26 protein-coding genes are annotated in these 24981 nt (G+C 37.4%); 16 read left to right on the plus strand and 10 right to left on the minus strand.

The features are described from left to right. Positions 1–305: 305 nt before the first annotated feature. Positions 306–2243: a PhoX family protein gene (locus tag AC3ANV_RS12120; protein WP_488313828.1), complete on the plus strand. Its 1938-nt coding sequence runs from the start codon at positions 306–308 to the stop codon at positions 2241–2243. 172 nt (positions 2244–2415) lie between these two features. Here the strand turns inward: AC3ANV_RS12120 and AC3ANV_RS12125 are convergent, their stop codons facing one another. The 3 genes from AC3ANV_RS12125 to AC3ANV_RS12135 all read right to left on the minus strand — a co-directional run bounded on the left by AC3ANV_RS12125 (position 2416) and on the right by AC3ANV_RS12135 (position 4200). Next, positions 2416–3234 (minus strand): COG4705 family protein, encoded by an 819-nt coding sequence (locus tag AC3ANV_RS12125; protein ID WP_488313829.1) that lies wholly within the window; start codon positions 3232–3234, stop codon positions 2416–2418. Positions 3235–3467: 233 nt separating this feature from the next. Further along, positions 3468–3773 (minus strand): hypothetical protein, encoded by a 306-nt coding sequence (locus AC3ANV_RS12130; protein ID WP_488313830.1) that lies wholly within the window; start codon positions 3771–3773, stop codon positions 3468–3470. A gap of 268 nt (positions 3774–4041) precedes the next feature. Then, a complete protein-coding gene (locus tag AC3ANV_RS12135; RefSeq protein WP_488313831.1) occupies positions 4042–4200 on the minus strand; it encodes a lmo0937 family membrane protein in 159 nt (52 codons plus the stop codon). A 174-nt stretch (positions 4201–4374) separates the two neighbouring features. On the opposite strand from AC3ANV_RS12135, the gene AC3ANV_RS12140 reads away from it, so the two are divergent. After that, on the plus strand, positions 4375–4686 hold the full coding sequence (locus AC3ANV_RS12140) for a hypothetical protein (RefSeq protein ID WP_488313832.1): 312 nt from the start codon (positions 4375–4377) through the stop codon (positions 4684–4686). 929 nt (positions 4687–5615) lie between these two features. Continuing rightward, the gene (locus AC3ANV_RS12145; RefSeq protein ID WP_488313833.1) at positions 5616–6389 is read left to right on the plus strand and encodes an NAD-dependent protein deacylase; all 774 of its coding nucleotides are present in this window, start codon (positions 5616–5618) and stop codon (positions 6387–6389) included. 152 nt (positions 6390–6541) lie between these two features. On the opposite strand, the gene AC3ANV_RS12150 is transcribed toward AC3ANV_RS12145, so the two are convergent. After that, positions 6542–6742, minus strand: coding sequence for a hypothetical protein (locus AC3ANV_RS12150; protein ID WP_488313834.1), 201 nt, complete (start codon positions 6740–6742; stop codon positions 6542–6544). Between the two features lie 252 nt (positions 6743–6994). Beyond that, on the minus strand, positions 6995–7459 hold the full coding sequence (locus AC3ANV_RS12155) for a hypothetical protein (RefSeq protein ID WP_488313835.1): 465 nt from the start codon (positions 7457–7459) through the stop codon (positions 6995–6997). A gap of 353 nt (positions 7460–7812) precedes the next feature. On the opposite strand from AC3ANV_RS12155, the gene AC3ANV_RS12160 reads away from it, so the two are divergent. The 4 genes from AC3ANV_RS12160 (at position 7813) to cysI (ending at position 13088) form a co-directional block, all read left to right on the plus strand. Then, positions 7813–8607, plus strand: a complete 795-nt coding sequence (locus AC3ANV_RS12160; RefSeq protein WP_488313836.1) for an HAD family hydrolase — start codon at positions 7813–7815, stop codon at positions 8605–8607. A 212-nt stretch (positions 8608–8819) separates the two neighbouring features. Beyond that, the gene (locus tag AC3ANV_RS12165; protein WP_488313837.1) at positions 8820–9191 is read left to right on the plus strand and encodes a hypothetical protein; all 372 of its coding nucleotides are present in this window, start codon (positions 8820–8822) and stop codon (positions 9189–9191) included. A gap of 330 nt (positions 9192–9521) precedes the next feature. After that, the gene (locus AC3ANV_RS12170; protein WP_488313838.1) at positions 9522–11342 is read left to right on the plus strand and encodes an assimilatory sulfite reductase (NADPH) flavoprotein subunit; all 1821 of its coding nucleotides are present in this window, start codon (positions 9522–9524) and stop codon (positions 11340–11342) included. 27 nt (positions 11343–11369) lie between these two features. Beyond that, positions 11370–13088 (plus strand): assimilatory sulfite reductase (NADPH) hemoprotein subunit, encoded by a 1719-nt coding sequence (gene cysI, locus AC3ANV_RS12175; protein ID WP_488313839.1) that lies wholly within the window; start codon positions 11370–11372, stop codon positions 13086–13088. A gap of 463 nt (positions 13089–13551) precedes the next feature. Here the strand turns inward: cysI and AC3ANV_RS12180 are convergent, their stop codons facing one another. Beyond that, positions 13552–13710 (minus strand): hypothetical protein, encoded by a 159-nt coding sequence (locus AC3ANV_RS12180; protein ID WP_488313840.1) that lies wholly within the window; start codon positions 13708–13710, stop codon positions 13552–13554. Between the two features lie 458 nt (positions 13711–14168). Here AC3ANV_RS12180 and AC3ANV_RS12185 point away from each other — a divergent pair, with 458 nt between their 5' ends. The 5 genes from AC3ANV_RS12185 (at position 14169) to AC3ANV_RS12205 (ending at position 19655) form a co-directional block, all read left to right on the plus strand. Then, positions 14169–15251 carry a PepSY-associated TM helix domain-containing protein gene (locus tag AC3ANV_RS12185; RefSeq protein WP_488313841.1) on the plus strand — a complete coding sequence of 361 codons (1083 nt, stop codon included), beginning with the start codon at positions 14169–14171 and terminating at the stop codon, positions 15249–15251. Between the two features lie 370 nt (positions 15252–15621). Next, entirely contained in the window at positions 15622–15750 is a 129-nt protein-coding gene (locus AC3ANV_RS12190) for a hypothetical protein (RefSeq protein ID WP_488313842.1), read from the plus strand. Between the two features lie 2 nt (positions 15751–15752). Further along, positions 15753–17330, plus strand: coding sequence for a spore germination protein (locus AC3ANV_RS12195; RefSeq protein ID WP_488314199.1), 1578 nt, complete (start codon positions 15753–15755; stop codon positions 17328–17330). Positions 17331–17355: 25 nt separating this feature from the next. After that, positions 17356–18447 (plus strand): spore germination protein, encoded by a 1092-nt coding sequence (locus AC3ANV_RS12200; RefSeq protein ID WP_488313843.1) that lies wholly within the window; start codon positions 17356–17358, stop codon positions 18445–18447. Beyond that, positions 18444–19655, plus strand: a complete 1212-nt coding sequence (locus tag AC3ANV_RS12205) for a Ger(x)C family spore germination protein (protein WP_488313844.1) — start codon at positions 18444–18446, stop codon at positions 19653–19655. Before AC3ANV_RS12200 ends, AC3ANV_RS12205 begins: the two co-directional genes overlap by 4 nt. 145 nt (positions 19656–19800) lie before the next feature. On the opposite strand, the gene AC3ANV_RS12210 is transcribed toward AC3ANV_RS12205, so the two are convergent. Further along, positions 19801–20160, minus strand: coding sequence for a helix-turn-helix domain-containing protein (locus AC3ANV_RS12210; protein WP_488313845.1), 360 nt, complete (start codon positions 20158–20160; stop codon positions 19801–19803). 185 nt (positions 20161–20345) lie between these two features. On the opposite strand from AC3ANV_RS12210, the gene AC3ANV_RS12215 reads away from it, so the two are divergent. Together AC3ANV_RS12215 and aspA are read left to right on the plus strand one after the other, a co-directional pair. After that, the gene (locus tag AC3ANV_RS12215; RefSeq protein ID WP_488313846.1) at positions 20346–21350 is read left to right on the plus strand and encodes an asparaginase; all 1005 of its coding nucleotides are present in this window, start codon (positions 20346–20348) and stop codon (positions 21348–21350) included. 54 nt (positions 21351–21404) lie between these two features. Continuing rightward, positions 21405–22835 (plus strand): aspartate ammonia-lyase, encoded by a 1431-nt coding sequence (gene aspA / locus AC3ANV_RS12220; protein ID WP_488313847.1) that lies wholly within the window; start codon positions 21405–21407, stop codon positions 22833–22835. Between the two features lie 77 nt (positions 22836–22912). Here aspA and AC3ANV_RS12225 read toward each other — a convergent pair whose 3' ends face one another. Next, on the minus strand, positions 22913–23089 hold the full coding sequence (locus AC3ANV_RS12225; protein ID WP_488313848.1) for a hypothetical protein: 177 nt from the start codon (positions 23087–23089) through the stop codon (positions 22913–22915). 209 nt (positions 23090–23298) lie between these two features. On the opposite strand from AC3ANV_RS12225, the gene AC3ANV_RS12230 reads away from it, so the two are divergent. Then, positions 23299–23448, plus strand: coding sequence for a hypothetical protein (locus AC3ANV_RS12230; RefSeq protein WP_488313849.1), 150 nt, complete (start codon positions 23299–23301; stop codon positions 23446–23448). Positions 23449–23489: 41 nt separating this feature from the next. After that, positions 23490–23663, plus strand: coding sequence for a hypothetical protein (locus tag AC3ANV_RS12235; protein WP_488313850.1), 174 nt, complete (start codon positions 23490–23492; stop codon positions 23661–23663). 114 nt (positions 23664–23777) lie between these two features. On the opposite strand, the gene AC3ANV_RS12240 is transcribed toward AC3ANV_RS12235, so the two are convergent. Together AC3ANV_RS12240 and AC3ANV_RS12245 are read right to left on the minus strand one after the other, a co-directional pair. After that, on the minus strand, positions 23778–24173 hold the full coding sequence (locus AC3ANV_RS12240; RefSeq protein ID WP_488313851.1) for a GNAT family N-acetyltransferase: 396 nt from the start codon (positions 24171–24173) through the stop codon (positions 23778–23780). A gap of 421 nt (positions 24174–24594) precedes the next feature. Then, a complete protein-coding gene (locus AC3ANV_RS12245; protein ID WP_488313852.1) occupies positions 24595–24777 on the minus strand; it encodes a YolD-like family protein in 183 nt (60 codons plus the stop codon). Positions 24778–24981: the final 204 nt, after the last annotated feature.

Below are 24981 nucleotides of genomic sequence, written 5' to 3' on the forward strand. Positions count from 1 at the left end.
TTCACAAAACAAGGAAAATGCCATTGAAAAGACTTCACTTACTCATTTATATTTTTTAAAGCAATCTTAACAATGTCTCAATAATAGATTAACAATTTTAAATTATTGTTATAACTAGTAAAACATTAAAATCTAATGAGAATTGTATTAGGTTTTAATGAGAATTTAAAGGGGGATACTGAATTTTTTTTAGGTCAAACTCAAGATTAGGATTGACCGCTAAGAAGAGCTTTCTAACCAGGCGAAATGTGAATATTTTAATGGAAAAATATTCCTAAAATCGAATTATATCAGGAGGATTAATCATGAAAAAACATCGTATTGGCAAAAAAGGTGCTACTTTTGCATTAGCACTGGCACTAACCATTCCAGCCGTAACACCTGCTGCGGCCAGTAATGGACATGTTACAATTGATTCCGTAAGGTTTAATGGAATGGAAGCCCCTAAAACTATTGAGCAAATGGTTCAAACCTATACAAACGCATCTTTAGATGTAAAGTATAGTAATGGAGATGTGAAGAACTTCCCACTTTCCTATAAACGACTTTTCAAATCTGAAGACAAAGTGGCTCTAAACAAAGGTGAATTAATTCCGGCAGGGACACCGATTGATGTTAATGGTAATCCCATCATGGATACCAGTGTTGAAGGTAAGCCTACATATTTTGTATCCGATGCTCCCGATTCAAATAGTTTATTGAATCCGATTAATGGACAACTATACATGGTAACCCATTATGAATACCAAACCATTGATGCTGCCGGTAAATCCGCCTATGGAATTGTTCCTGCTTCCATGTCATTATCCACTTTAAATCAAGATAAGAAAACCGGCGAACTAACACCTAAAGAGGTTAAGAAAATTGACTTTTCAAGCGTGAATGGACTTTGGATTCCATGTAATGGTTCACTTTCACCTTGGAATACACACCTTGGTTCAGAAGAGTATGAGCCGGATGCCCGCAGTTTTGAGCTTGATCCAAGTTCATCTGCAAGAACCTCAGTCGAAAGCTTCGCCAAGCTTTATTTTGGAGACAAATCAAAAGCAAACCCATACTTTTATGGATATATACCTGAAATTAAGGTAGGGGAACAAGGATCTGTATCTGTTTCAAAACATTACAGTATTGGGCGTTTTTCTCATGAGTTAATGAAAATGATGCCTGATAAACGTACGGCCTTCTTTGGAGACGATGGTTCATATACAACGATGTTCATGTATGTAGCAGATAAAGAAGAAGATCTATCATCAGGTACGCTATATGCCGCAAAATTTCACCAAACCGGTACTGAGAATGGCGGCGCAGGAAATTTAGAATGGATCAAACTTGGTCATGCAACTGATAAGGAGATTAAAGCCATAATCGACAGCGGCATTAAGTTCAGCGATATTTTCGAAACTTCTAATGCACCAAAAGAGGGCTTTAATGCCATTAAGCAATATTCATTTGGGAAAACGGAATACCTAAAACTAAAACCGGGCATGGAAAAAGCGGCTGCTTTTTTAGAGTCACGCCGTTATGCTGCCATGCTGGGCGCTACATCTGAATTTAACAAAATGGAGGGTGTCACCTTAAACGAAAAGGATAAGAAAGTATACATTGCGATTTCAGATCAAAGTAATGGAATGCTTGCTAATCCCGCAGATCCAACTGATGATATGAAACTATCAAAAATTAAATCCGGTGTAACGTATCAATTGGACTTAACAAATGAACAAAAAGACAGTACAGGGAAAAAGATAGATAGCGAATATGTTGCGGCTAAAATGTCAGGTTTAATTGCCGGTAAAGATATGCCATCCTCAGATGCATACGGAAATACAGCAGATGTAAATTCAGTAGCCAATACAGATAATTTAAGCTATTCCGAAGCACTAAGAACTTTATTTATTGGCGAAGATAGCGGAATGCATACCAATAACTTTGTGTGGGCTTATAATGTTGATACGAAGGAACTATCAAGGATTTTATCCGTTCCTGCAGGTGCAGAATCAACTGGTTTATTTGCAGCGGATAACCGTAAAGGATTCTCTTATATTATGAGTAATTTCCAGCATCCCGGTGATGAATTAGAAGGGAAGAAGATTACAGCAGTTGACAAAACTGCATTAGAACAAGCGATGGAAAAGGCAATCGGAATTGATCGTACCGGTGGAGTAGGGTATATTTCCGGATTACCTTCGCTAGAAGACTTACAAAATAAAAATCGGGATGTAAACAGTCTATTTCATACAAAATAAACAGATTTTTATACTATTTCTAAAAGATTAACGTTTTAACTCCGGTAATCTATGGATTGCCGGAGTTTTTTAGAAAAAATTTATTTTTTTAAGTAACAAAAATACACGTTTGTTCAACATTAAAGTCTTTTCTTAAATGAAGTTACTGGAGATCTAAGACTTCCTACCACGACTATGCTGCTGCAGATTCTTCCGTAATATCTCTCCGAGTGAAAGTAAGGTATCCGACAAGGATAACGATAAGTATCGTTAGGAAAAGACTGACAGGACCTTCCCCAAACCCAACTCCACCGTGCTTAGGAGACGCCGAGATCCAGTCCGAAAACGAGGCCCCTACGGGACGCGTCATAATGTAGGCAAACCAGAAAGCAAAAATCTCATTTAGACCAAATAACCAATAGCCTATAGCCGGAATTGCAAGTAAGGCGGCAAACACTACGCCCGAAGAGAAGTAACCCAAGTGCATGGTTGATGCAGTCATGTCTCCTGCAGCAGTTCCGAGCGCGAATGTTCCCAGTACGGTAATCCAGTAAAAAGCCTCACGGCGGAATGTGTAGATACTGTGTATTGCTAATGTCTTCTCGAATGCGTACCAGATTACGAAGATAGCAGCCAACACAAATGTAAAGAACGTTGTTGATACAACGTATGGGATGCCCAATATAACGTGGACAACATCAGCGGCCATCGTGCCAAATATGCTGACCATGACGACAACTAACCAGTAGATCCATGGTACATAACGGCGAACTGAAAACTGCATTACTAACGAGCCTACCAGTACAATTCCCGCGAGAGCTACTGCAATTATCGGATTTATATGGTTTACTAGATAATCAGAGAATACTTCACCCATTCCAGTGGTCAACACCTTGGTAATCCAAAAGAAAACCGTTATTTCAGGAACTTTAGTCAAGATTCGCTGCGCATGTTGTTTGGATATTGATAAGGATTTTTTCTTTTTAATAGAAATAGATGGATTCTTTGCCAACTTGCAGTCTCCTTTTTTATTTAAACTAGTAGTAATACCTTCATAAAATTTACTTTAAAATAGTGTTTTTAATTTTATATAAAAATCATATTAAAAAAATATAAATTATTTATTAAATTACTGACAAACGATTAGCTAAGCTATTTTTTTCTCCAACAACAACATAGTTTTTTAAAGCCGGTAAAAAATAATCTCCTAACAAAAAAAGGCTTAAAAATAAGCCTCTCAAAAGTTTAATCTAATTCAATTTTCTTAATCTGTAAGAAGTTTTGAATTCCAATTTCAGCTGAATCTAATTTTCCATCAATGTATCCATAAGGATCAAATGTTTCAATATGTCCTTCTAATTGTTGTTCCATGATATCAAATAGCATCCCGGAAACTCTACATAGTTGATCAATAATATTTAACAATTGAAGCTCAACGACACCTGCTTTTGCTCTAGAATTAGCATGTGTAGCTTGATAAAAGATGGAATTAATTCTTTGATTTAATGCTATGATGTCATCAAGAGTAAATTTATCTTTCAAAGTAGCCATTTACGATACCTCCTAAGAATATTTACAGTATAAAGTTATTCTTAGAGATAAGAGGATAGAATAAAATGGCAGGTTTCTTTACAAGGAATTTACCAAGTTACTTAAATTTATATAATTTATAACATCGTTATTAAAGTGTTGTCGAAAAAATGAATCTTAAATTCTTTCCCAATCATTTATCTGTTTTACGGGACACGAAAATAAGGGTGTCGACCAAAGGTACAACGTTCCAAAACCCGTGCCCCATTTTCAACATTTTAATCTTCGACTATGCTTTATCACGATTTCGATTTCTGCCTGATATTAATTTTAAAATAATCAACACTACTGCTATTACGAGTAGAATGTGTACAATGCCTCCCACAAGATGAAACATTAACCCAAGCACCCAAAACAAAATCAATAAACCAATAATCGTCCAGAGCATTGTTTTCCCTTCTTTCTATTGATTCTTATATAAGTTATTTTTCCAAAAACTTCTATATTTAATATGCAGATGAAAATCGATGAATCGTTTAAAACTTAATATAATTGGTAATGATACCAAAATATGAAATAGTAACTAAAGTTCATTAAAACATGGGGAACTGGAGGGAATTAATTGAAGAAACTTCGTAATGTCATTATTATTGGATTTATTTTGGTAATTGCGGCAATTACCAATCCTTCAAAAGAAAAGTTTGTCATTTGGGCAAAGGATCAATTGAAAGGTAAATATAATAATGGATTGGTAAATATGGGTATAGAAGTTTTGGGAGATGGAGTCATCAACTCTGTAACCAACTCAAGTAACTATGTTTTCTTTACAGTTTATGATTCCAAAATATCAGCTTCAAAGGATATTAAAGTTTTAGGTATTTTTAACAATTTTATTCCTTTGTCAAATTCAAGTGGTGGAAATGGTTCTTCATGATATTGGCAAAAGCATCCCCTGGCCCATTTAGGATCGGTGGGATTTTTTTAAGACAATTTATTACAGTTCTTAATGAGTCACCAATGTTTTGGATTGCAACAGGAACGTAATTAGATTTATTTAACAATCCCAATTGTAGTAGGGTAAGATTAGATGTGACGAAAAGCCAAGATGGATGGATACCGATTCCATTTTCACAAGTTATTTATCTAGAGTCAAAAGAAGTACGCGGAAGGATCATCTACATAAAAAGGATGTGGATATGGCGATAAGGTGATAATTCAACCGAGTATTTGAAAATAAAACAGTTATTACAAAGCGAATTCGATGATTATTCGGACAAGCAGGAAATTTCTTGTGATAGTCCGAATGCGGGGCTTATTCGGACAGGCAAGCAGAAAATTGCCTAGTCTAGTCCGAATGTGAGTGGTATTCGGACAGGGCAAGCAGGAAAATGCCGATGCTAGTCCGAATGTGAGGCTTATTCGGACAGGCCAAGCAGAAAATTGCCTAGTCAAGTCCGAATGCGGGGCTTATTCGGACAGGCCAAGCAAAAAATTGCCGATGCTAGTCCGAATGTGAGTGGTATTCGGACAGGGCAAGCAGGAAATTGTCGATGCTAGTCTGAATGCGGGGCTTATTCGGATCGGGCAAGCAGGAAAATGCCGATGCTAGTCCGAATGTGAGGCTTATTCGGACAGGCCAAGCAGAAAATTGCCTAGTCAAGTCCGAATGCGGGGCTTATTCGGACAGGCTAAACAAGAAAATGCCTAGGCTAGTCCGAAAGTGAGTGGTATTCGGACAGGCCAAGCCGAAAGTTGCCTAGGTTAGTCCGAATGTAAGTGGTATTCGGACAGGTCAAGCAGGAAATCTAGTTAAATGGATGGTTTCTGCGTCAAACCAGTAAAATTTTTTGGAGCGTAAATAGAATGGATAATAATAGAATTCAAACATGTACAAATATAATTAAGAATGCGAAGAATATCGTGGTTTTAACTGGGGCTGGAATTAGTACTGAATCGGGAATAAAGGACTTTCGCTCAAGAACAGGAATTTACAGAATGGCACCGGAATACATCCTTTCCCTTGATTATTTTGTTAAGTATCCAAGAAAGTTTTATCAATTTGCTGTGGAAAATCTTTACAATCCAGACGCCGTTCCAAATAAAGGCCATGAAATCTTAGCAAAATGGGAAAAAGAAGGTAATGTAACGCATATTATCACGCAAAACATCGATGGTCTCCATCAAAAAGCGGGGAGCAACCATGTGATTGAGTTCCATGGAACAATGAAGACAGCTTCTTGCATGAATTGCGGAAAACTCTATACAACTGAAGAAATAGTTAGTCGTCTGAATACGATTGATGATTTTTATGTCTGTGACCATTGTGTTACCCTACATAAAAAAGATCGATATATCAAACCGGATGTAGTTTTGTTTGGTGATACAGGTGAATGGTTCACACCTGAAGGTTTTAACACGATAATTAATATGATTCAACAAGCAGATTGCCTTTTGGTGTTAGGTACAAGCCTAATGGTAACTCCATTCTCAAATTTCCCGCAATATAGAGGGCAAGGGATGCCACTGATTATTATTAACAAAGGTGAAACCCCTTACGATGGTACATCACATACATATGTAATCCAGGAATCCATTGGAAATACGTTGGTACAAATAGATAAGAATTTCGGAAAATGAAGAAACATATCTTGATCCAACATGTGGGAGATTGGCACGCTATAGGACATGATAACCGGATAGAGAGAAACCGCTGTAAAAACTGTATTGGGTTGATAACCCGGCTAGAAGAAGAAATAATCATAAAAAAACCCTTCTCACTCGAGAAGGGCTTACTCTTTCTTTTGTATATACCATCCATCAGGTAATTTTTCTAAAAGGAAAATATCTTCATTAAATTTTCTTCGTAGTACTTTATATTCCTCATTTTCAAATTTAACCTTTGATACTATAATTTTTTTTAGCGTTATTTCAGGTTTATCTAATTCAAATAACAAATCATCAATCATAAAAAAGGTTCTTTGACGTTTCATTTTCCACTTTCTCCCCTTTATATTTCTTACGTATAGAATTAGTCAAAAATGAAAAAAACCCTTGTTCAAATTTTGTAAATTAAAAAGTTCTTTAGAAAGTAAAAAGAGGAAACCGCAATAATGTAACATTGTGGTTTCCTAAGAAAAAAGCTATTAGGCAATGAAATTATAGAATTAAAGTGCATAGATTTTCAACTACCTTGTTAGATTATCTGACGTACTTTTTTCATTATATCCTTGGTTAATTATTTTTTAGACTTTAAAATTACCATGGTGTATAAAGTGCTTTTCGGTAATGTAGCGAACATAAACCGAAATCTCATTCCCATTTAGATCGACCCTGATTTGCAGCAATACATTTAGATAGGCATCGAAGTGAAGAGAATTGCCGTGACGGCCTGCGTACTTAGAATTAATAAAGCCAATTTCTTTCAAAATAGATGTTATTTTATGAATTAATTCAGTTTCATAGTCAGCTTTTAAATTATCTATACACGGTTCCAGATAGGTGATAGATGGATTTTGATTTTCCAAAGGATAAATCCATACTTCTTCAAATCCGCTCTCTTTCAAATAATCATACTCTTTTTGAAGCTGTTTAAGAGCATTTACCTTTGTTTCCGCTTTAACAAAACCTAAAACCTGAAAGTTTTCAATGCCTTTTTCATTCGGGGTGGTGGTGATACCTTCGGGGGAAATAACAATCCAATCTTTCATATTATTCTACTCCTCAAGAATTCAAAGTTTAGGTAAAATCTTCAACGGGAAACATCAATGTGTTCACCAGGCGGGCAATTTTATTCACTCCAACACCGTTCCTTGTATTACTTTCCCGTATTTTTATTTTTGACAAATTGTCTCTCGTTAATTCAAAATTCAAAATTTTTATAAAATATCTCGGGAGAGATCCTTAATAATTTACTCGAAGGGTAAGAAGGAACTGACAAGAAACTAAGGCCAATAATAGATAAACTCATTCATAAAAATTTTAAATTGTTCTGTATTTTATTTATTTTTTTCAAATTAAAATGGTAAACTAGTAAATAAACTATTTAAAGTGAGGAGACAGCATGATTAAAGCAATTTTTTTTGATTTAGATGATACCCTGCTTTGGGATCAAAAAAGCATAAAGGAAGCCTTTATCGCTACGTGTAAATATGCTGAAGATCGTCATGGGATAGACCACAAGCAACTTGAGGATGCAGTTCGAGAAGCAGCAAGAAACTTGTACTCTTCCTATGAATTTTATCCGTTCACACAAATGATTGGTATCAATCCATTTGAAGGATTATGGGGTAATTTTTTGGATCAACATCATGATGATTTTAAAAAAATGAAGGAAGTCGTACCCACCTACCGTAAAGACGCTTGGACGACAGGATTAAAGACAATGGGCGTGGATGACCCGGACTTTGGATATGAGTTAGCGGAACGCTTTCCTCAAGAGCGGAGGAACCTTCCGTTTGTGTACGAAGAAACTTTTAAAATTCTTGATGCTTTAAAAGAAAATTATCAGCTCCTTCTTTTAACAAATGGTTCACCAGACCTTCAAAATACGAAACTAACGATTACACCGGAGCTTGTTCCTTATTTTGATCAGATTGTCATATCCGGTGATTTCGGAAGAGGGAAACCCGATCCATCCATTTTTGAACATGCCTTGTCACGTATGTCCATCGAAAAGGATGAGGCTATCATGGTCGGGGATAACCTGATGACAGATATTCTTGGCGCTAATCGTGCCGGAATTAAATCTGTATGGATAAATCGTCATAACAAAGAGCGTAATGAAGTGATTCCAACATACGAAATTAAGCATTTGGAAGAGCTTTATACCATATTAGAGGAATTAAAAGAGAAATAGGAAAGAAAAACAGTTCAATAAAGTAAATGGGTTAATAACAATGGCCATAAATATACGGTGTATATTTATGGCCATTTTACTTTAATTAATGGTTTGCAGAAAGCAACAATCGTTACACCATTATATTTATATCTTGTCCTAGTAAAATCGCCGTTTCAGAATAACTCCTTTTTCATTTACTATTTGTATATAGGATAAAGGAAGTGGTTTTTTTGCCAAAAGTTTTTTCCGATACAGATGTAATTGATATTTGGACAAGTGTAGATGGGGGACCAAAAAGTAGGATGCATTTTCAGCTTACCACTGAATGTACAACAGTTGGTGAATTAACCACGATTATTTACACCATAACCAATTATCTGGATTCAAACGCGACAATATTTGATCTTATTGTTGATGATCAAATATTTACGTTTGATTCCGGCATCAATCCCGGAAGTATAGGCACGGTTAGATTCAAAAGAAAGGGTACTTTCGGACCTGCACTCGCCAGTGTAGCTGTTCAGAGTGGAAGCGTAGAATTCGAATTCGGTTCGATATGTACGGCTGTTTTAACCGGATATAGCAGTAATTCTGCTACCTAGAATTAATTTAATAATTTAATAATTTACTAACCTGAAGGCCTTTCTTATAAGAGGTCTTTTTGTTATGAAAGTAAACAATTCGATCCGGTTTATTTGTGTATTGGCAATTACTTGGGGGAGGTAAGTTATTTATGATTTATGTTTTTTAATTTATGGTATCAATTATTAATATTTTTAATAATTGATATTATTAATTCCTACTTGACTAATAGGAATTGTAAAGATACGATAACATTAATAAATTATTTAAATAGCAAGAATTGTCGAAACCAGCTATTATTAAGAGAATGGTGTACGATATTTTTTTATTTCTTTGTGAGGTGGATATAGTTGCAACTTCAGGTAATGAACAGTCCCTTTAATCAGGAGCAGGCAGAGCTCCTTAACCGCCTTCTGCCAACATTGACAGATTCACAAAAAGTTTGGCTGAGCGGTTACCTTGCCGCATGTCAGTCCGTAACTGTTCTAGGAACTGCAGAAGCACAGGCTAATGGTCTTGTTTCTCAACCGGCGGGTCAGCCAATTTCAAAAGATGTGACCATTCTTTACGGATCACAATCGGGAAACGCGCGAGGATTAGCTGCGAAAACAGGGAAGACACTTGAGGGGAATGGTTTTCAAGTGACTGTTTCGTCCATGAGTGATTTTAAACCGAATAATCTAAAGAAAGTCCAAAACCTTCTTATTATTGTCAGTACACATGGAGAAGGTGAACCGCCTGATAATGCGATTTCATTCCATGAGTTTCTTCATAGTAAACGGGCACCGAAGCTGGATGGCGTCCATTTTTCTGTTTTAGCACTTGGAGACAGCTCTTATGAGTTTTTCTGTCAGACAGGAAAAGATTTTGATTTAAAGCTGGAAGAGCTTGGCGGTACAAGGCTATATCCGCGATTTGATTGTGACCTTGATTATGATGAGCCTGCAGCTGAATGGCTTGAAGGAGTCCTTAACGGCTTAAATGAAACACAAGGTGGAAGTGCTTCACCTATCTCTGCAGCAGCAACGGTAGCAGTTGAATCAACATACTCAAGAACTAATCCGTTTAAAGCCGAAGTGCTTGAAAACATAAATTTAAATGGCCGCGGTTCGAATAAAGAAACGCGTCACCTTGAAATATCGCTGGAAGGGTCCGGACTTGCATTTGAACCGGGTGATGCCCTCGGTGTTTATCCCGAAAACGACCCGGTGCTTGTCGATATGCTTCTTACTGAAATGAACTGGAAGCCTGAAGAAATTGTGAAAATCAATAAACAGGGCGATACCCTACCACTTAAAGAGGCACTCACAACTCACTTTGAAATTACTGTTTTAACAAAGCCTCTTCTCGAGCAGGTAGCAAAGCTGTCGGCGAATGGGGATTTACAGGAGCTTTTATCACCTGACAATCAGGAAAAATTAAAAGGTTATACCGTTGGGCGTGACTTGCTTGATTTGGTTCGCGATTTTGGTCCGTGGATAGGTTCAGTGCAAGAGTTTGTTTCTATACTACGGAAAATGCCGGCACGTCTTTATTCCATTGCCAGCAGTTTATCCGCAAATCCGGATGAAGTACATTTGACCATTGGAGCAGTAAGGTATGATGCACACGGTAGAGAACGAAATGGCGTTTGCTCTATTTTAGCTGCAGAACGTCTACAGCCTGGCGATTCCCTTCCAATCTTCATTCAGCATAATGAAAACTTTAAGCTGCCTAAGAACCCTGAAACGCCGGTTATAATGGTTGGGCCGGGGACAGGTGTTGCACCGTTCCGCTCGTTTATGCAGGAGCGTGAAGAAGTTGGAGCAGAAGGGAAGTCATGGATGTTCTTTGGCGATCAGCATTTTGTGACGGATTTCCTTTACCAAACTGAATGGCAAAAGTGGCTGAAGTCAGGCGTGTTGACAAAAATGGATGTCGCGTTTTCACGTGACACAGATAAAAAGGTTTATGTACAGCACCGCATGCTTGAACACAGTAAAGAATTGTTCAAGTGGTTGGAAGAAGGAGCAGCGTTTTACATTTGCGGCGATGAGAAACACATGGCACATGACGTCCATAATGCTCTAATTGAGATTATCGAAAATGAAGGCGGCATGAGCCGTGAAAAAGCGGAAGAATATCTTGCCGATATGCAGCAGCAAAAACGTTACCAGCGTGATGTATACTGATTTGGGATTGAAAGGAGTTTTTTCAACATGGTCAAAACAATTTTAAAAGCGCCGGAAGGCCCGCCAAGCGATGTTGAGCGTATTAAAAGAGAAAGCAACTATTTGCGCGGCACACTGAAGGAAGTAATGTTGGATCGGATCAGTGCAGGTATTCCTGATGATGATAACCGCCTCATGAAGCATCATGGCAGCTATTTGCAGGATGACCGTGATCTCCGTAATGAGCGCCAAAAGCAAAAGCTTGAACCTGCGTATCAGTTCATGCTGCGCGTTCGATTACCTGGCGGTGTGGCAACACCGGCTCAATGGCTTGTCATGGACGAACTAGCTCAGAAAAACGGTAACGGCACCTTAAAATTGACTACACGCCAGACATTTCAAATGCATGGTATCTTAAAATGGAATATGAAAAATACGATTCAGGAAATCCATTCGACCCTGTTAGATACGATTGCGGCTTGCGGCGATGTGAACCGGAACGTATTGTGCACATCGAATCCATATCAATCGGAGATCCATTCAGAAGTATATGGTTGGGCAAAAAAATTGAGTGATGACTTATTACCTCGAACAAGAGCCTATCATGAAGTATGGCTGGATGAAGAAAAAGTAGCGGGTACACCGGAAATCGATGAAGTTGAACCAATGTATGGACCCTTGTATTTACCGCGGAAGTTCAAGATTGGTATTGCTGTTCCGCCGGAGAATGATATTGATGTCTTTTCGCAAGATCTTGGATTGATTGCGATTGTGGAAGATGGAAAGCTGTTAGGTTTTAACGTGGCTATTGGCGGAGGAATGGGCAGTTCCCACGGTGACACGGCAACGTATCCACAGCTCGCCAAAGTCATCGGTTTCTGTACGCCTGAGCAGGTCTATGATGTAGCAGAGAAAACAATAACGATTCAACGTGACTACGGAAACCGTTCCGTCCGCAAAAATGCACGCTTCAAATATACCGTTGACCGCCTAGGACTTGAAACAGTCAAAGAAGAACTTGAAAACCGCCTTGGCTGGAAACTGGATGAAGCGAAGCCATATCATTTTGACCATAACGGTGACCGTTACGGCTGGGTGAAAGGCGTTGACGGAAAATGGCATTTTACACTATATATTCAAAATGGCCGCGTCGCAGATTTTGCTGATTACAAGCTAATGACCGGTTTACGTGAAATCGCAAAAATTCACACGGGTGAATTCCGTTTGACAACGAACCAAAACGTAATCATTGCTAATGTATCCAGCCAGAAAAAGAAAAAAATAATCGAACTGATTGAACAATATGGTTTAACGGATGGTAAGCATTATTCAGCACTCCGCCGTAGCTCAATGGCTTGCGTCGCACTTCCAACCTGCGGATTGGCGATGGCGGAAGCAGAACGCTATTTACCTGTGTTGATCGATAAGATTGAAACCATAGTTGAAGAAAACGGCTTACGGGACAAAGAAATCACCATCCGTATGACCGGATGTCCAAACGGCTGTGCCCGTCCGGGACTCGGCGAAATTGCTTTTATGGGTAAAGCAGTTGGGAAATATAACATGTACCTAGGTGCAGCCTTTGATGGCAGCCGTTTAAACAAAATGTACCGTGAAAACATCGGTGAAGAAGAAATTTTAAGCGAATTGCGTGTACTTCTTTCCCGTTATGCAAAGGAACGTGAGGAAGGCGAGCACTTCGGTGACTTTGTCATCCGCGTTGGTATCATTAAAGCAACAACTGACGGTACGAATTTTCATGATTGATCAAGAATCACCGGAGACAGGATGAATTCCTGTCTCTTTTTACTGTAGGTCTATTATTCTTTAATAAACATGAAATAGAGTGTTTATTAATAATTCTAGCCTTTACATTTGCGGGAGGCATTTTTTATGAAAGATTTTTTTGAAAGCGCATACATTTAATTAAAGGAAGGAGGTGTTGCAGTTGCTATATCCGTTTGGTTTTGATTATATTAAATACCTTAACGATGAAAAATCTTATGGGATGACTTACGATCAATGGAAAAATAAGAATAGGGATGACGATCCGGAAAAATGCACTCGGTGTGGAAACGGTAAAGACTTTAGCAATATTTGTCCTAAATGTAAGTATTAAGCGCCTAAAGGCGTTTTTTTTATGATTTAATTTTTTACTGTACCGTAAATTGCAAAAAGATTCATAAATACACCTAGGTAGAAGGGACATAAAAAAACGCCATTTCTGGCGTTATGATAATTGATCATTATTAAGCCGGTTATTGTTATTTATCATATTTTTTACATCTTGTGAAATTTTATCAAAAGTTTGATTTACCCTATTCATTATTGCGTCTTGGTCAATATCATTGTTTGGATCATAACCGTTTTGATTATTGGTTTTTTCCATGTTCTTCACCTCCGTTTCAATTAATATGGTGTATACTTAAAACATTTATTACGCGAAAAAGTGACTATATTTCTAAAAAATAGTAAAAATTTGCGAAAAATCTCAAAGTTTAATTGACGATGATAATCATTATCGTTTATATTTAACTACAAAGATATTGATAATCATTATCATTTAAATTTTCAAGTTTTTTTAGGTCGGGGAGCATATTATTTCAAAAATCATAATGATTTTAACGACAGTATGTACGGGAAGAAAGAAGAAATGGCGAATACCCGGCAAGCAGAATTAAAGAAATGAGAGGTGAGGATTTCCAAAAAATTGATCTAATCTCTATGGAAGAAAAGCCGCAGTGATTGGTTCTTGCGATTCAGCTTATACTTTATCATATTAATTATTTTGGTGGAAAGTAGGTTTTTTAAGAAATGCGGAAAGTAATTGGGAAAATTCATTTATGGTTGAGCCTGTTAGTTGGGATTTTTATTGTACTTATCGGATTAACGGGAAGTATACTTGTCTTTGAACCAGAATTAAATTACATAATACACCCGGATTTGTATAAAGTAACCCAGAGTAAAAAAGTTACTTATCAACAAGCATTGAAAAATGTATCACATACATATTCAAAAGGGAAAATAGATCGTGTATATACACCAAATAAACCAGATGCTAGAGGAGTTTACTTGTTTCATCTTATCGAAGGTGGGAAACAGCAAACAATATATGTAGATCCAGGAACAGGACAGATAAATGGAACATTGGGGGATAAAGCATTTTTTAATATCATCCTTGATTTTCACAAATCTTTGCTTCTAGATAATTTCAAAGGTGAAAATATTGTCGGAATAATTGGATTTCTATTCTTCTTTATCACTTTGACCGGAGTATATTTATGGTGGCCAGGGATAAAAAAGTGGAAAAGTGGTTTTAGAATGAGACTTAGCCAAAACGCTTATGTAAAGAAATATGATTTACATAAAGTCATCGGAGGAGTGTCCATTCCATTTTTATTGCTCGTTTCATTAACGGGAGCTCTTTTTGCTTACGATGATACAATTTTCGATTGGTTTGGTGGAAAGGCAAAAGTAACACCTCCAAAAGAGAACCTTATTTCTGAACCTCTTCCATCTGAAAAGCTTCCACTGGATCAATTATTAAGTATTGCTGAAAAAGAAGTACCTAAGGGAACTATTACACAAATTAGAATACCGGAAAAAAAGGTGAAAGGTATGTCTGAAGGGGCAGTAGAAATTCGTCTTAGTCGTTCTTATGATCCGGGGGATGGAAGCCTACGATTATGGTTAGACCAGTATAGTGGAAAAATAGTAGGAAAGCTAGATCCAGAAATAAACAGTGGGTTGCTTTATCAAATATGGCATCTGCCATTGCATACAGGTAGTTTTGGTGGTTTATTTACCAAAATTTTATATGCGATCGGTGGGCTTACTCCATCCGTTTTAATGGTTACCGGGACTTATATATGGTGGTATAAAAAAAGGAACAGACAGAAACAAAAAAAGAGATCGGTACAGGCTGCCTAATCATCAAGATAAAAAAGTTGAGTCTAAAAAAATCTATCCCTACTAAAGTAAAAAAATGAGTTATTTACGTTCGTAAAGTACAACCTAAAATCGAAGGAATTTGAAACAGTTATTTTAAAATGTAAAGGGTCCTATTATAATTTTACATCGTTAATTCGATATTTTGTAAAAGAGGTCAGGATAATGTTCCTGACTTCTTTTTGTACCTTGTCAATGTTTTTTTATTTATAACTATCCACCATTTAAATATAAAGAATATATAAGGAAATAATACCAAATAATACTACTTAAGAAATTATGTGCTCTATACTGTTTGAAAAAAGGATATTTCGCTTCTGCTGCTGATTAAATGCATTTATAGGTGATGAAAATGTGGAAATCGATTGTTTCTTATCTTCCTGGCTGGATCGTTTTTATGCAAGCATTTATTACATTTCTGATTCCTTTTACAATCTCCGGATTATTTAAATGGATCCGCTCAACAAAGGAGGATCAATGAAAATGAAAGGACGGAAATGGGGGAGGAGCCACCTCAAAAAACTGGACAATCAACTTGATCAAACACGAGAAGCAGAGCCTACTCAACAAGATTCAACCTGTCATTTTACCGGAGAATTTTCCTTAGATATGAATCTTGTCAAGCAAGAAATCGGTCATAACTCGGATGTTCACTTTCGGGAATTTTATCTAGGGAATACCGGTATTCGAGCGGCAATCATTTTTATTGACGGGCTGTCAGATAAAGACCTCATCGACCAATCCATTATGAAAACACTTATGGTCGATTTTTCCATGGTATACAACCATGAGCAATCTCCCATGAAAGGGATCGCTTTAAAAGACTTTATTAAAAATCAAGTCCTTACTATTAGTCTTATAATAGAAGTACATACCTTAAACGATTTAGTCTCTAAAGTATTGACCGGCTCGACTGCACTGTTAGTTGATGGAGTATCGACTGTGCTTATTCTTGGAACAGCCAAAGGGAAATCTCGCAGTATTGAAGAACCGGTTTCAGAGGCTTTAGTAAGAGGGCCAAGGGTAGGGTTCACTGAAACATTAAGCGATAATACTGCTCTTTTGCGGCAGCATGGGGATAATCGGAACCTTTCGATGATTAATTTTCAAGTAGGAGAGCGTGCCAAAAAAAAACTCGTAATCGTTTATATCAAAGAGATTGCTGATTCCGATTTGGTAGAAGAGGTCAAGGAAAGAATCAAGAAAATTAGTATAGATGATGTACCGGAATCCGGCTATATAGAGCAACTAATCGAAGATAATTACTTAAGTCCTTTCCCTCAGGTCCAAAATACAGAACGTCCCGACCGTGTAATTAGTGCCTTGATGGAAGGACGGGTGGCGATCTTGTTGGACGGAACACCTTTCGCTTTGATTGTTCCGGTTACATTTAGCATGACGTTACAATCACCGGAAGACTATTATGAAAGGTGGATTCCAGGAACATTCATCCGTTTACTTCGGTATCTGGCTGCCACTCTGGCACTTTTCACACCTGCACTGTATATTGCCTTTATCTCGTTTCATCCGGGATTGATTCCAACTAAGTTAGCCCTATCCATTATGGGGTCGAGGTCAAATGTTCCATTTCCGGCTCTAATCGAAGCGTTATTTATGGAAATATCAATCGAAATTTTGAGGGAAGCAGGACTCCGATTACCGAAGCCAATTGGTCCGGCAATGGGAATCGTCGGCGGGTTAATCATCGGTGAGGCGGCTGTACAAGCAGGGATTGTTAGCCCCATTTTGGTAATTATCGTGGCGTTAACTGCAATTTCATCGTTTTCCATTCCTCAATATAGTGCCGGGATTACATTACGTATTCTTCGGTTCGCAGCCATGCTCTGTGCTGCCATACTTGGAATATATGGAGTCATTCTATTTTTCCTTTTCATGACCAGTCATTTAGCAAAACTAAAAAGTTTTGGCGTCTCTTATATGAGTCCAGCTGTTCCTTACCGGTTAAGTGAGTGGAAAGATTTAATGGTACGCATGCCCCTAATGATGATGAAACGACGTCCAAAAATGATGCATACGAAAAATCCTATTCGTAAAGGATAACCTACTGTGAAGGGAAGATGAATGGGTGATTGTCAATCCAAAAGATCGAATTACCACAGCTCAAGCTGCTGTTATCGTCATCAACTGTATCCTTGGTACAGGAATTCTCACCCTCCCCAGAGCGGCTGCAGAGAAGGTGCAGACACCTGATGTTTGGATAAGCGTTATTCTAGGCGGCCTAATCGCGATCATCGCAGGGGTGATCATCGCTAAGTTAAGCCAACAATTTCCCCAAAAAACCTTTTATCAATACAGTCAGGAAATTGTCGGGAAATGGGTTGGCGGGTTATTTAGTTTACTTATTATAGGTTATTTTCTTTTAACTTCAGGGTTTCAACTCCGTTCGATGGCAGAAGTAGTAAGATATTTGTTGCTGGAAGAAACCCCTATATGGGCCATCATGATGACATTTATGTGGGTAGGCCTTTATTTGATCATGGGCGGTATTAATCCGATTGCCCGTCTTTTTGAAATTATATTACCGATTACGATCTTGCTTTTTTTGCTGGTAGCTTTTATGAGCCTAAAAATCTTTGAGATCGATAATATTCGCCCGGTATTAGGGACTGGATTCATCCCTGTGTTAAAAGGAGTTAAGTCGACGACTCTAGCATTTACAGGTCCTGAAATCCTGCTGATCGTTATGGCGTATTTGCAAAATCCAAACAAAGCAATAAAAATCGTTTTAGTTGGTGTTTCTGTTCCATTGATTTTTTATGTGATAACCGTTGTGATCGTCATCGGAGCGTTATCCGTCGACGGAGTGGTCACAAGAACATGGCCAACACTTGATTTGATACGAAGTTTCGAGTTAACCGGTTTGATTTTTGAACGGTTTGATTCTTTATTGCTGGTCATATGGATTATGCAAATTTTTACGACCTTTACCGTCAGCTTTTATGTTGCTTCTCTAGGGCTGTCTCAACTCTCGAATAAGAACATTCGGCCATTTATGTATGGTTTACTTCCTATTGTTTACGTCATTTCCAATACTCCCAAAAATATCAATGATCTTTTAAAACTTGGGGATATAATTGGCAATATTGCCTTGTTTTTATTTGGTTTACTACCTTTTCTCCTTCTTATTATCGCAAGATGGAAAGGAAGAAAACAATGAATGCAAATCATAAAAATGGACGATTTCTCTTAGTTTTGCTATCTGTCATTTTACTCTTTTCGCTTACAGGCTGTTGGAGCAGTCATGAAATTGAAGAGTTTAGTCTGGGTGTAGGGGTGGCACTCGATACAGCTAAGAAATCAAATAAAGAGGATAAGGTGAATGAACATAGTGAAGGGGATTCAAAAAGAGGTCAGATTACGACAACTTATCAGCTTATTACCCCTCAAATTGCAAGTTCAAATGCTAACGAAGGCGGATCGCAGCAGCAATCTTATGAAAATATTACTGAAACGGGAGACTCGATTCTTCAAGAGGTTCGGGAATTATCATTAAGAACGGACCATCCTTTTAATGCCAATCACATGAAAGTCATTGTAATCGGTGAAGAACTTGCACGATTGTATAGTTTGGAACAATTACTTGATCTATATCTGCGGGATAATGATTTTAGACCGAGCTGCCTAATATTCATTAGTAAAGGGAGAGCTAGCAATACACTAGTATCTAAGGAAGCAGGAGAAGTTCCGGCATTTCGTCTGTTTGGAATGGTAGATAATGCATATCGAACAACAAGAATTTTGCCTTCTATCCCGATAATTAAATTAGAGGGTAAGTTCCATTCAGGATCCAGTTTTCTTTTACAAAATGTGATTGCAGCAAATAAAGAAGTGAAATTTGTAGGAGCTGCCGTAATAAAAGGAAAGACAAAAAAACTACGTGGTTTTTTGAATGAAAAAGAATTAGAAGGTCTAACATGGCTAACCGGAAAAGGGAAGGGCGGTTTAGTGAAAAGCTATGATCAAAAGACAGGTCAACCAATCATATACGAGATAGAGTCAATGAAAAGTGATATTCAACCTCATGTAGTTGGAAACAATATTTCTTTTGATGTTAAAATTGAGTCTGAAGGACGTATTGCTGAAAATTGGGTTGTCTCGGGGGAACTCTTTAAAAATGTTTTTCTAAAAAAAGCAGAGAAAACGACTGAAAAAAAAGTGGAGCGCTTGGTGAAGAATGTATTAAACAGAACACAACATGAATACAAAGTTGACGTTGCCGGATTTGGCAACAGATTGAGAATTGAGTATCCAAATGAATGGCAAAAGGTCAAAAATAATTGGGATCAAACCTTTAGTAAAGTTCCGATCAGGTATACCGCGAAAATAACCATCAGGGACTATGGGACTTCAGGCTCGAATAAGTAACAGTTAATTCCTTTTGGTTTTTAAAGTAAAATAACATTCGTTCATTGAATAAATAATTTGGATAATAAGAAATGGCAGTAGAGATCATATTTCATTCTCATCTGCCATCTTTTGTTTATTTTTTTACAACCTATTATACTTCTGGTTAAGATGACTGCTCATTCTTCATCTCTTTGGACCTTAAATCTCTTTTTATCCTCACAAAAGCCACAAAGTCCATTAATTCATCGGCTGATAACGGTTCACCGTCTATTGAGAGTGTATGTTCAGAGTTTTTGAAGAGGTCTGTAATCTCTATATGTGGTTGGTCCTTTTCTGTTCGTCCCAATATATAATCTACGGTAGTATCAAATAAATCCGCTATTTGTGACAACGATTGTAATGAAGGTTCACGGTATCCGGACTCATACCCGGCATAGGTGCTCTTTGCAATTCCAAGTTGATCTGCAGTATCCTGCAAGGACCATTTTCGCTCTTTTCTTAATTCTGATAAACGTTGCAGCATACGTCTCAAACTCCATCTCTTTAATATTGAACTCATTATACCACAGGAAAATTGACTAGAACAGAAAAAAGTACGCGAATCGAATACAAAATCTTGATTTATCTTAAAATAGTACTATAATAATTAATATAAATACGCATTACGCGAAAAAAACAACAATTTTTCACTCTATGGAGATGTTGATTATGAAGAAAATATTATTGCTAGCTACTGGTGGAACAATTGCATCTGTGAAAGGAAATGAGGGGCTCGTTCCTGGTTTATCTGCTGAGGAACTGCTTCATTTTTTACCTAGATCATCACAGAATATAGAAATTGACTCGAAAATCTTAATGAACATCGACAGTACCAATATGCAGCCTGAGCATTGGGTAGAAATAGCTACCGCCATCTTTACACATTATGATCATTACGACGGATTTGTGATTACACATGGGACAGATACGTTGGCCTATACATCAGCTGCGCTGTCTTATATGCTTCAAGATTTAGGGAAGCCTGTTGTGTTAACCGGCTCACAGGTTCCGATCAGCTTCAAAAAAACTGATGCAAAGAAAAATGTAGCGGACGCTCTTCGATTTGCATGTGAGGATATTGGCGGAGTGTTCATCGTTTTTGATGGACGGGTCATTATCGGAACAAGAGCCGTAAAAATGAGGACTAAAAGTTATGATGCGTTTGAAAGCGTGAATCACCCTTATGTTGCCAATGTGAATGAAAAAGAAGTAAAATATCATTGGAAACCTACAGCCACCGGAAACATACCTTCACTAAATACTAAATTATGTACAGACGTATTTCTTATGAAACTGTACCCTGGTACAAAACCGGAAATATTTGATTCCCTGAAAAATTTGTATAAGGGAATAATTATTGAAAGCTTTGGCAACGGAGGATTACCTTTTGAAGGACGGAACCTGCTTTCAAAAATTCAAGAGCTTACAGAAGCGGGGATTGCCGTCGTAATCACAACGCAATGCTTAGAAGAAGGGGAAGATTTACTTCTTTATGAAGTAGGGCGTAAGGTCGCACAGCATAATGTTATTTTATCCGGAGATATGAACACGGAAGCAATCGTTGCTAAACTGATGTGGGCTCTAGGACAAACGAACAAATCAGAAGAAGTAAAGGAAATCATCGAAACTCCTTTGGCAGAGGATTTAACAATTAAATCTGAAAAAGAAGATTGATGGTGTAATAGGAAACAATCCAGATTTTGCGTTAAATAGAGGAGAGGGTATTATATGGCAACGACCACAGAGCACATGCGAGTCGAGAAGGATTTTTTAGGAACAAAGGAAGTACCTGTTGAAGCCTATTACGGAGTTCAAACGCTACGTGCTGTCGAAAATTTTCCAATCACAGGATATCGAATCCATGAAGAATTAATCAAAGCAATGGCAACCGTAAAAAAAGCAGCTGCATTGGCGAATATGGACGTCAAACGTCTCTATTCCGGAATTGGGGAAGCCATTGTAAAGGCTGCAGAGGAACTTATGGACGGAAAATGGCATGACCAAATTATCGTGGACCCCATTCAAGGAGGAGCCGGCACATCGATAAACATGAATGTAAATGAAGTCATTGCCAACCGTGCCATCGAATTACTTGGGAAAGAAAAAGGAGACTATACACAGTGCAGCCCTAATACCCATGTCAATATGTCTCAATCGACAAACGATGCATTTCCGACAGCTATTCATATCGCCGTATTAAATCTTCAAGAAAAATTGTTGAAAACCATGGAAGATATGCATAGTGTTTTCCAACAGAAAGCTCAAGAATTCAATCATGTCATTAAAATGGGACGTACCCATCTTCAAGATGCTGTACCGATTCGTCTTGGTCAGGAATTTGAAGCCTATGGACGGGTTATTGCACGTGACATCAAGCGGATAAAGCAGTCCCGCCAACATTTATATGAATTGAATATGGGGGCGACAGCAGTCGGTACTGGATTAAATGCTGATCCGCGTTATATTGAATTAGTCGTAAAATATCTCGCAGACATCAGCGGATTACCGCTAGTCGGTGCTGAACATCTTGTCGATGCCACACAAAATACAGATGCTTACACAGAGGTTTCTGCAGCATTGAAAGTATGTATGATGAATATGTCTAAAATCGCCAATGATTTACGGTTAATGGCGTCAGGCCCTAGAGCAGGGTTAGGCGAAATTACGTTGCCGGCTCGTCAGCCTGGTTCCTCCATCATGCCGGGTAAGGTAAATCCGGTTATGGCAGAGCTCATTAACCAAGTAGCATTCCAGGTAATTGGAAACGATCATACGATTTGCCTCGCATCGGAAGCGGGTCAGCTTGAATTAAATGTCATGGAGCCGGTCCTTGTATTTAACCTGCTTCAGTCGATTAGCATTATGAATAATGCATTCCGCGTTTTTACCGACCACTGTGTTAAAGGGATAAAAGCAAATGAAGATAGGTTAAGAGAGTATGTAGAAAAGAGTGTCGGTGTGATTACAGCAGTTAACCCGCATATTGGGTACGAAGTAGCGGCTCGAATCGCAAGAGAGGCAATCTTGAGCGGGGCGCCAATCAGAGAACTGTGTCTGAAATATGATGTTTTGACGGAGGCAGAGCTGGATTTGATTCTGGATCCGTACGAAATGACACACCCGGGTATCGCAGGTGCAGCCTTGCTGGAAAGAGAATAACCTTGTAAGAATACTATAAAACTACTTATTTTTTTCCAAATGGCCTCGGTTCTAAATCGAGGCCATTTATTTTTTACCTAAATTATTGTGGAATTTCCTTCTTTAGCCGCTTCACGAAGTAGTCTGTCATTTTCCAGCCCATTTTCGCTAAATGAGTTATCGCTATTTAAACTACCCGTAATTGGTCCGCCATCCATATCCTGTTTACTATTACCTACAGGTATTTTTTGTTTGTCATTAGTATCTTTAGACATATATCTTCCTTCTTTCATCGTAAAATCTTTGGTATTAGCCTCTTCGCTGTATTTTTACCTTAACCGTTTTTGCTTCTTAAAATGTATATAAAAAATGATTACAAGAATTTGGATTAACTTTAAACATTTCCATCTTATATCCTTTCATGGTTAGGGAACATTAAAAGATGATAATATCAAAAAAATAACGGGAAAAGAGGGACCATATTTTGAAAAGTCAACGACTTCCTGAGCATGAATTAAATGTTACCACCACAGTTGGCCAAGCAGTTGAAAATATGACCAACACGGGATCTCCTAAGTCAATTACTACAGAAAAAGCTGAATCAAAACAGATTATTCCAAGCGACGAAAAGTAGAAACCGTATCTGATATTAAATAAACTCCGGGAGGCTCCAATATGGAAAAATTCAATTTAGGTGAGAAGAATGATGATTTACATCTTAATGTGAATAGACGGGTTAATGAAGAAGTGTTAGAAATTAGTTCAACAGGATATGGATTAGAATCTGTTTCAAAGGAACAGACATTACAGGAAACAAAAAATAGAAATCCATCTTGCGGCGGATTGTAAGACTTTTCTTCTAAGTTAATTATGCCAGTCCGAAAGCGGAGCTTTATTCGGACTGGATAATTTATGAAATTGTCTATGCCAGTTAAAAATGTTAGGTTAAAGTTGTTTAAAGAATTAAAACAAAATAAGCACAAAATTATTTTCACTTTCTTTTTTCAATGGATCATTCAGGTTACATTTTTCGATAAAAGCAACTGTGTTTTCATGGGATATGATTGTTGTATTGGGGTAAAGTTCTTTTAAAGTATTAACCATTCGCTTGCCAAATCCTTGATCACGATGGGAAGGGTTTACTGAAATATGTTGTAACTGAATTTGGTTATCATCCTTCATTATTCCCATAAGTCCAATGAAACCTTCCTCTTCTTTCCACAGGAAGAGCTGGCGATCTTGTTCTGTTACGTATTCATTCATGGTTTTTTGAAGATTTTGTAGATCCTTTTCGTTCGGCATAAATGATAGAAGACCCATTGCAATTTTTTGATAAATTTTTTTATAACGAATTAACATATACATCCCTCTCATGCCAATTTGATTATAAATGTCATAGTTTTATTGTTTGGTAAACGAAGCTAATACCTAAATCCGAATTACTCTTCCTGAAGATGCGGTATACACTCTTTGAATAAACAATAAATTTCCCGTTGCGAGCAATAGTGTCAAACTTAGCACCATAAATCTCTTTCTGATCAATCCCATACCTCTTTGATTTAAAGAAATCGTAAAGGTCTTTTTATTCAAAATGTTCGAACTATTCATAGTTCAGGATTATAGCATTACAATTTGTCAATAGTGTTATAAGGGCATTACAATTAAATATCAGGAATAGATTCAGTTAAAATCTTAAATTTGTTCCGGAAAAAATAAAAAACCCAGACCCATTCGGTCTAAGTTACAAAGTAGAATAAGAATTAATTTGAAAAATAAGAAGTTAATAAATCTGTCTAATTCCAGATAAACGGATTGAGAATAACTTTTGTTTCTCATCTTTTAAAGAAAGAATTTGTTCAAGTAGATTTAATCTATAAACTCGACCCCTGAAAGTTTGTAAAGCTCCATTTGAATAATAATCAATCGTAACCAGTCTATTTTCGGTTAGCTTTTTTAAAAACATATAAATCCTCCTTTTAAGTGAAATGTTTTATACAATTTCATTATAAGAAGTGGATTTTAAGAATTAATGAAGAAGATATTAAAGATATATATTTATCATGTAAAATTGGTTCATTAATGATTGATGAAACCAACTATTCAAGATATCCTTTCAAATAATGCCCTTCTCAATGAGGAGGGCATATTTTTTGAAAATTACTTTAAG

The organism is Neobacillus sp. DFD-2R (assembly GCF_057747865.1).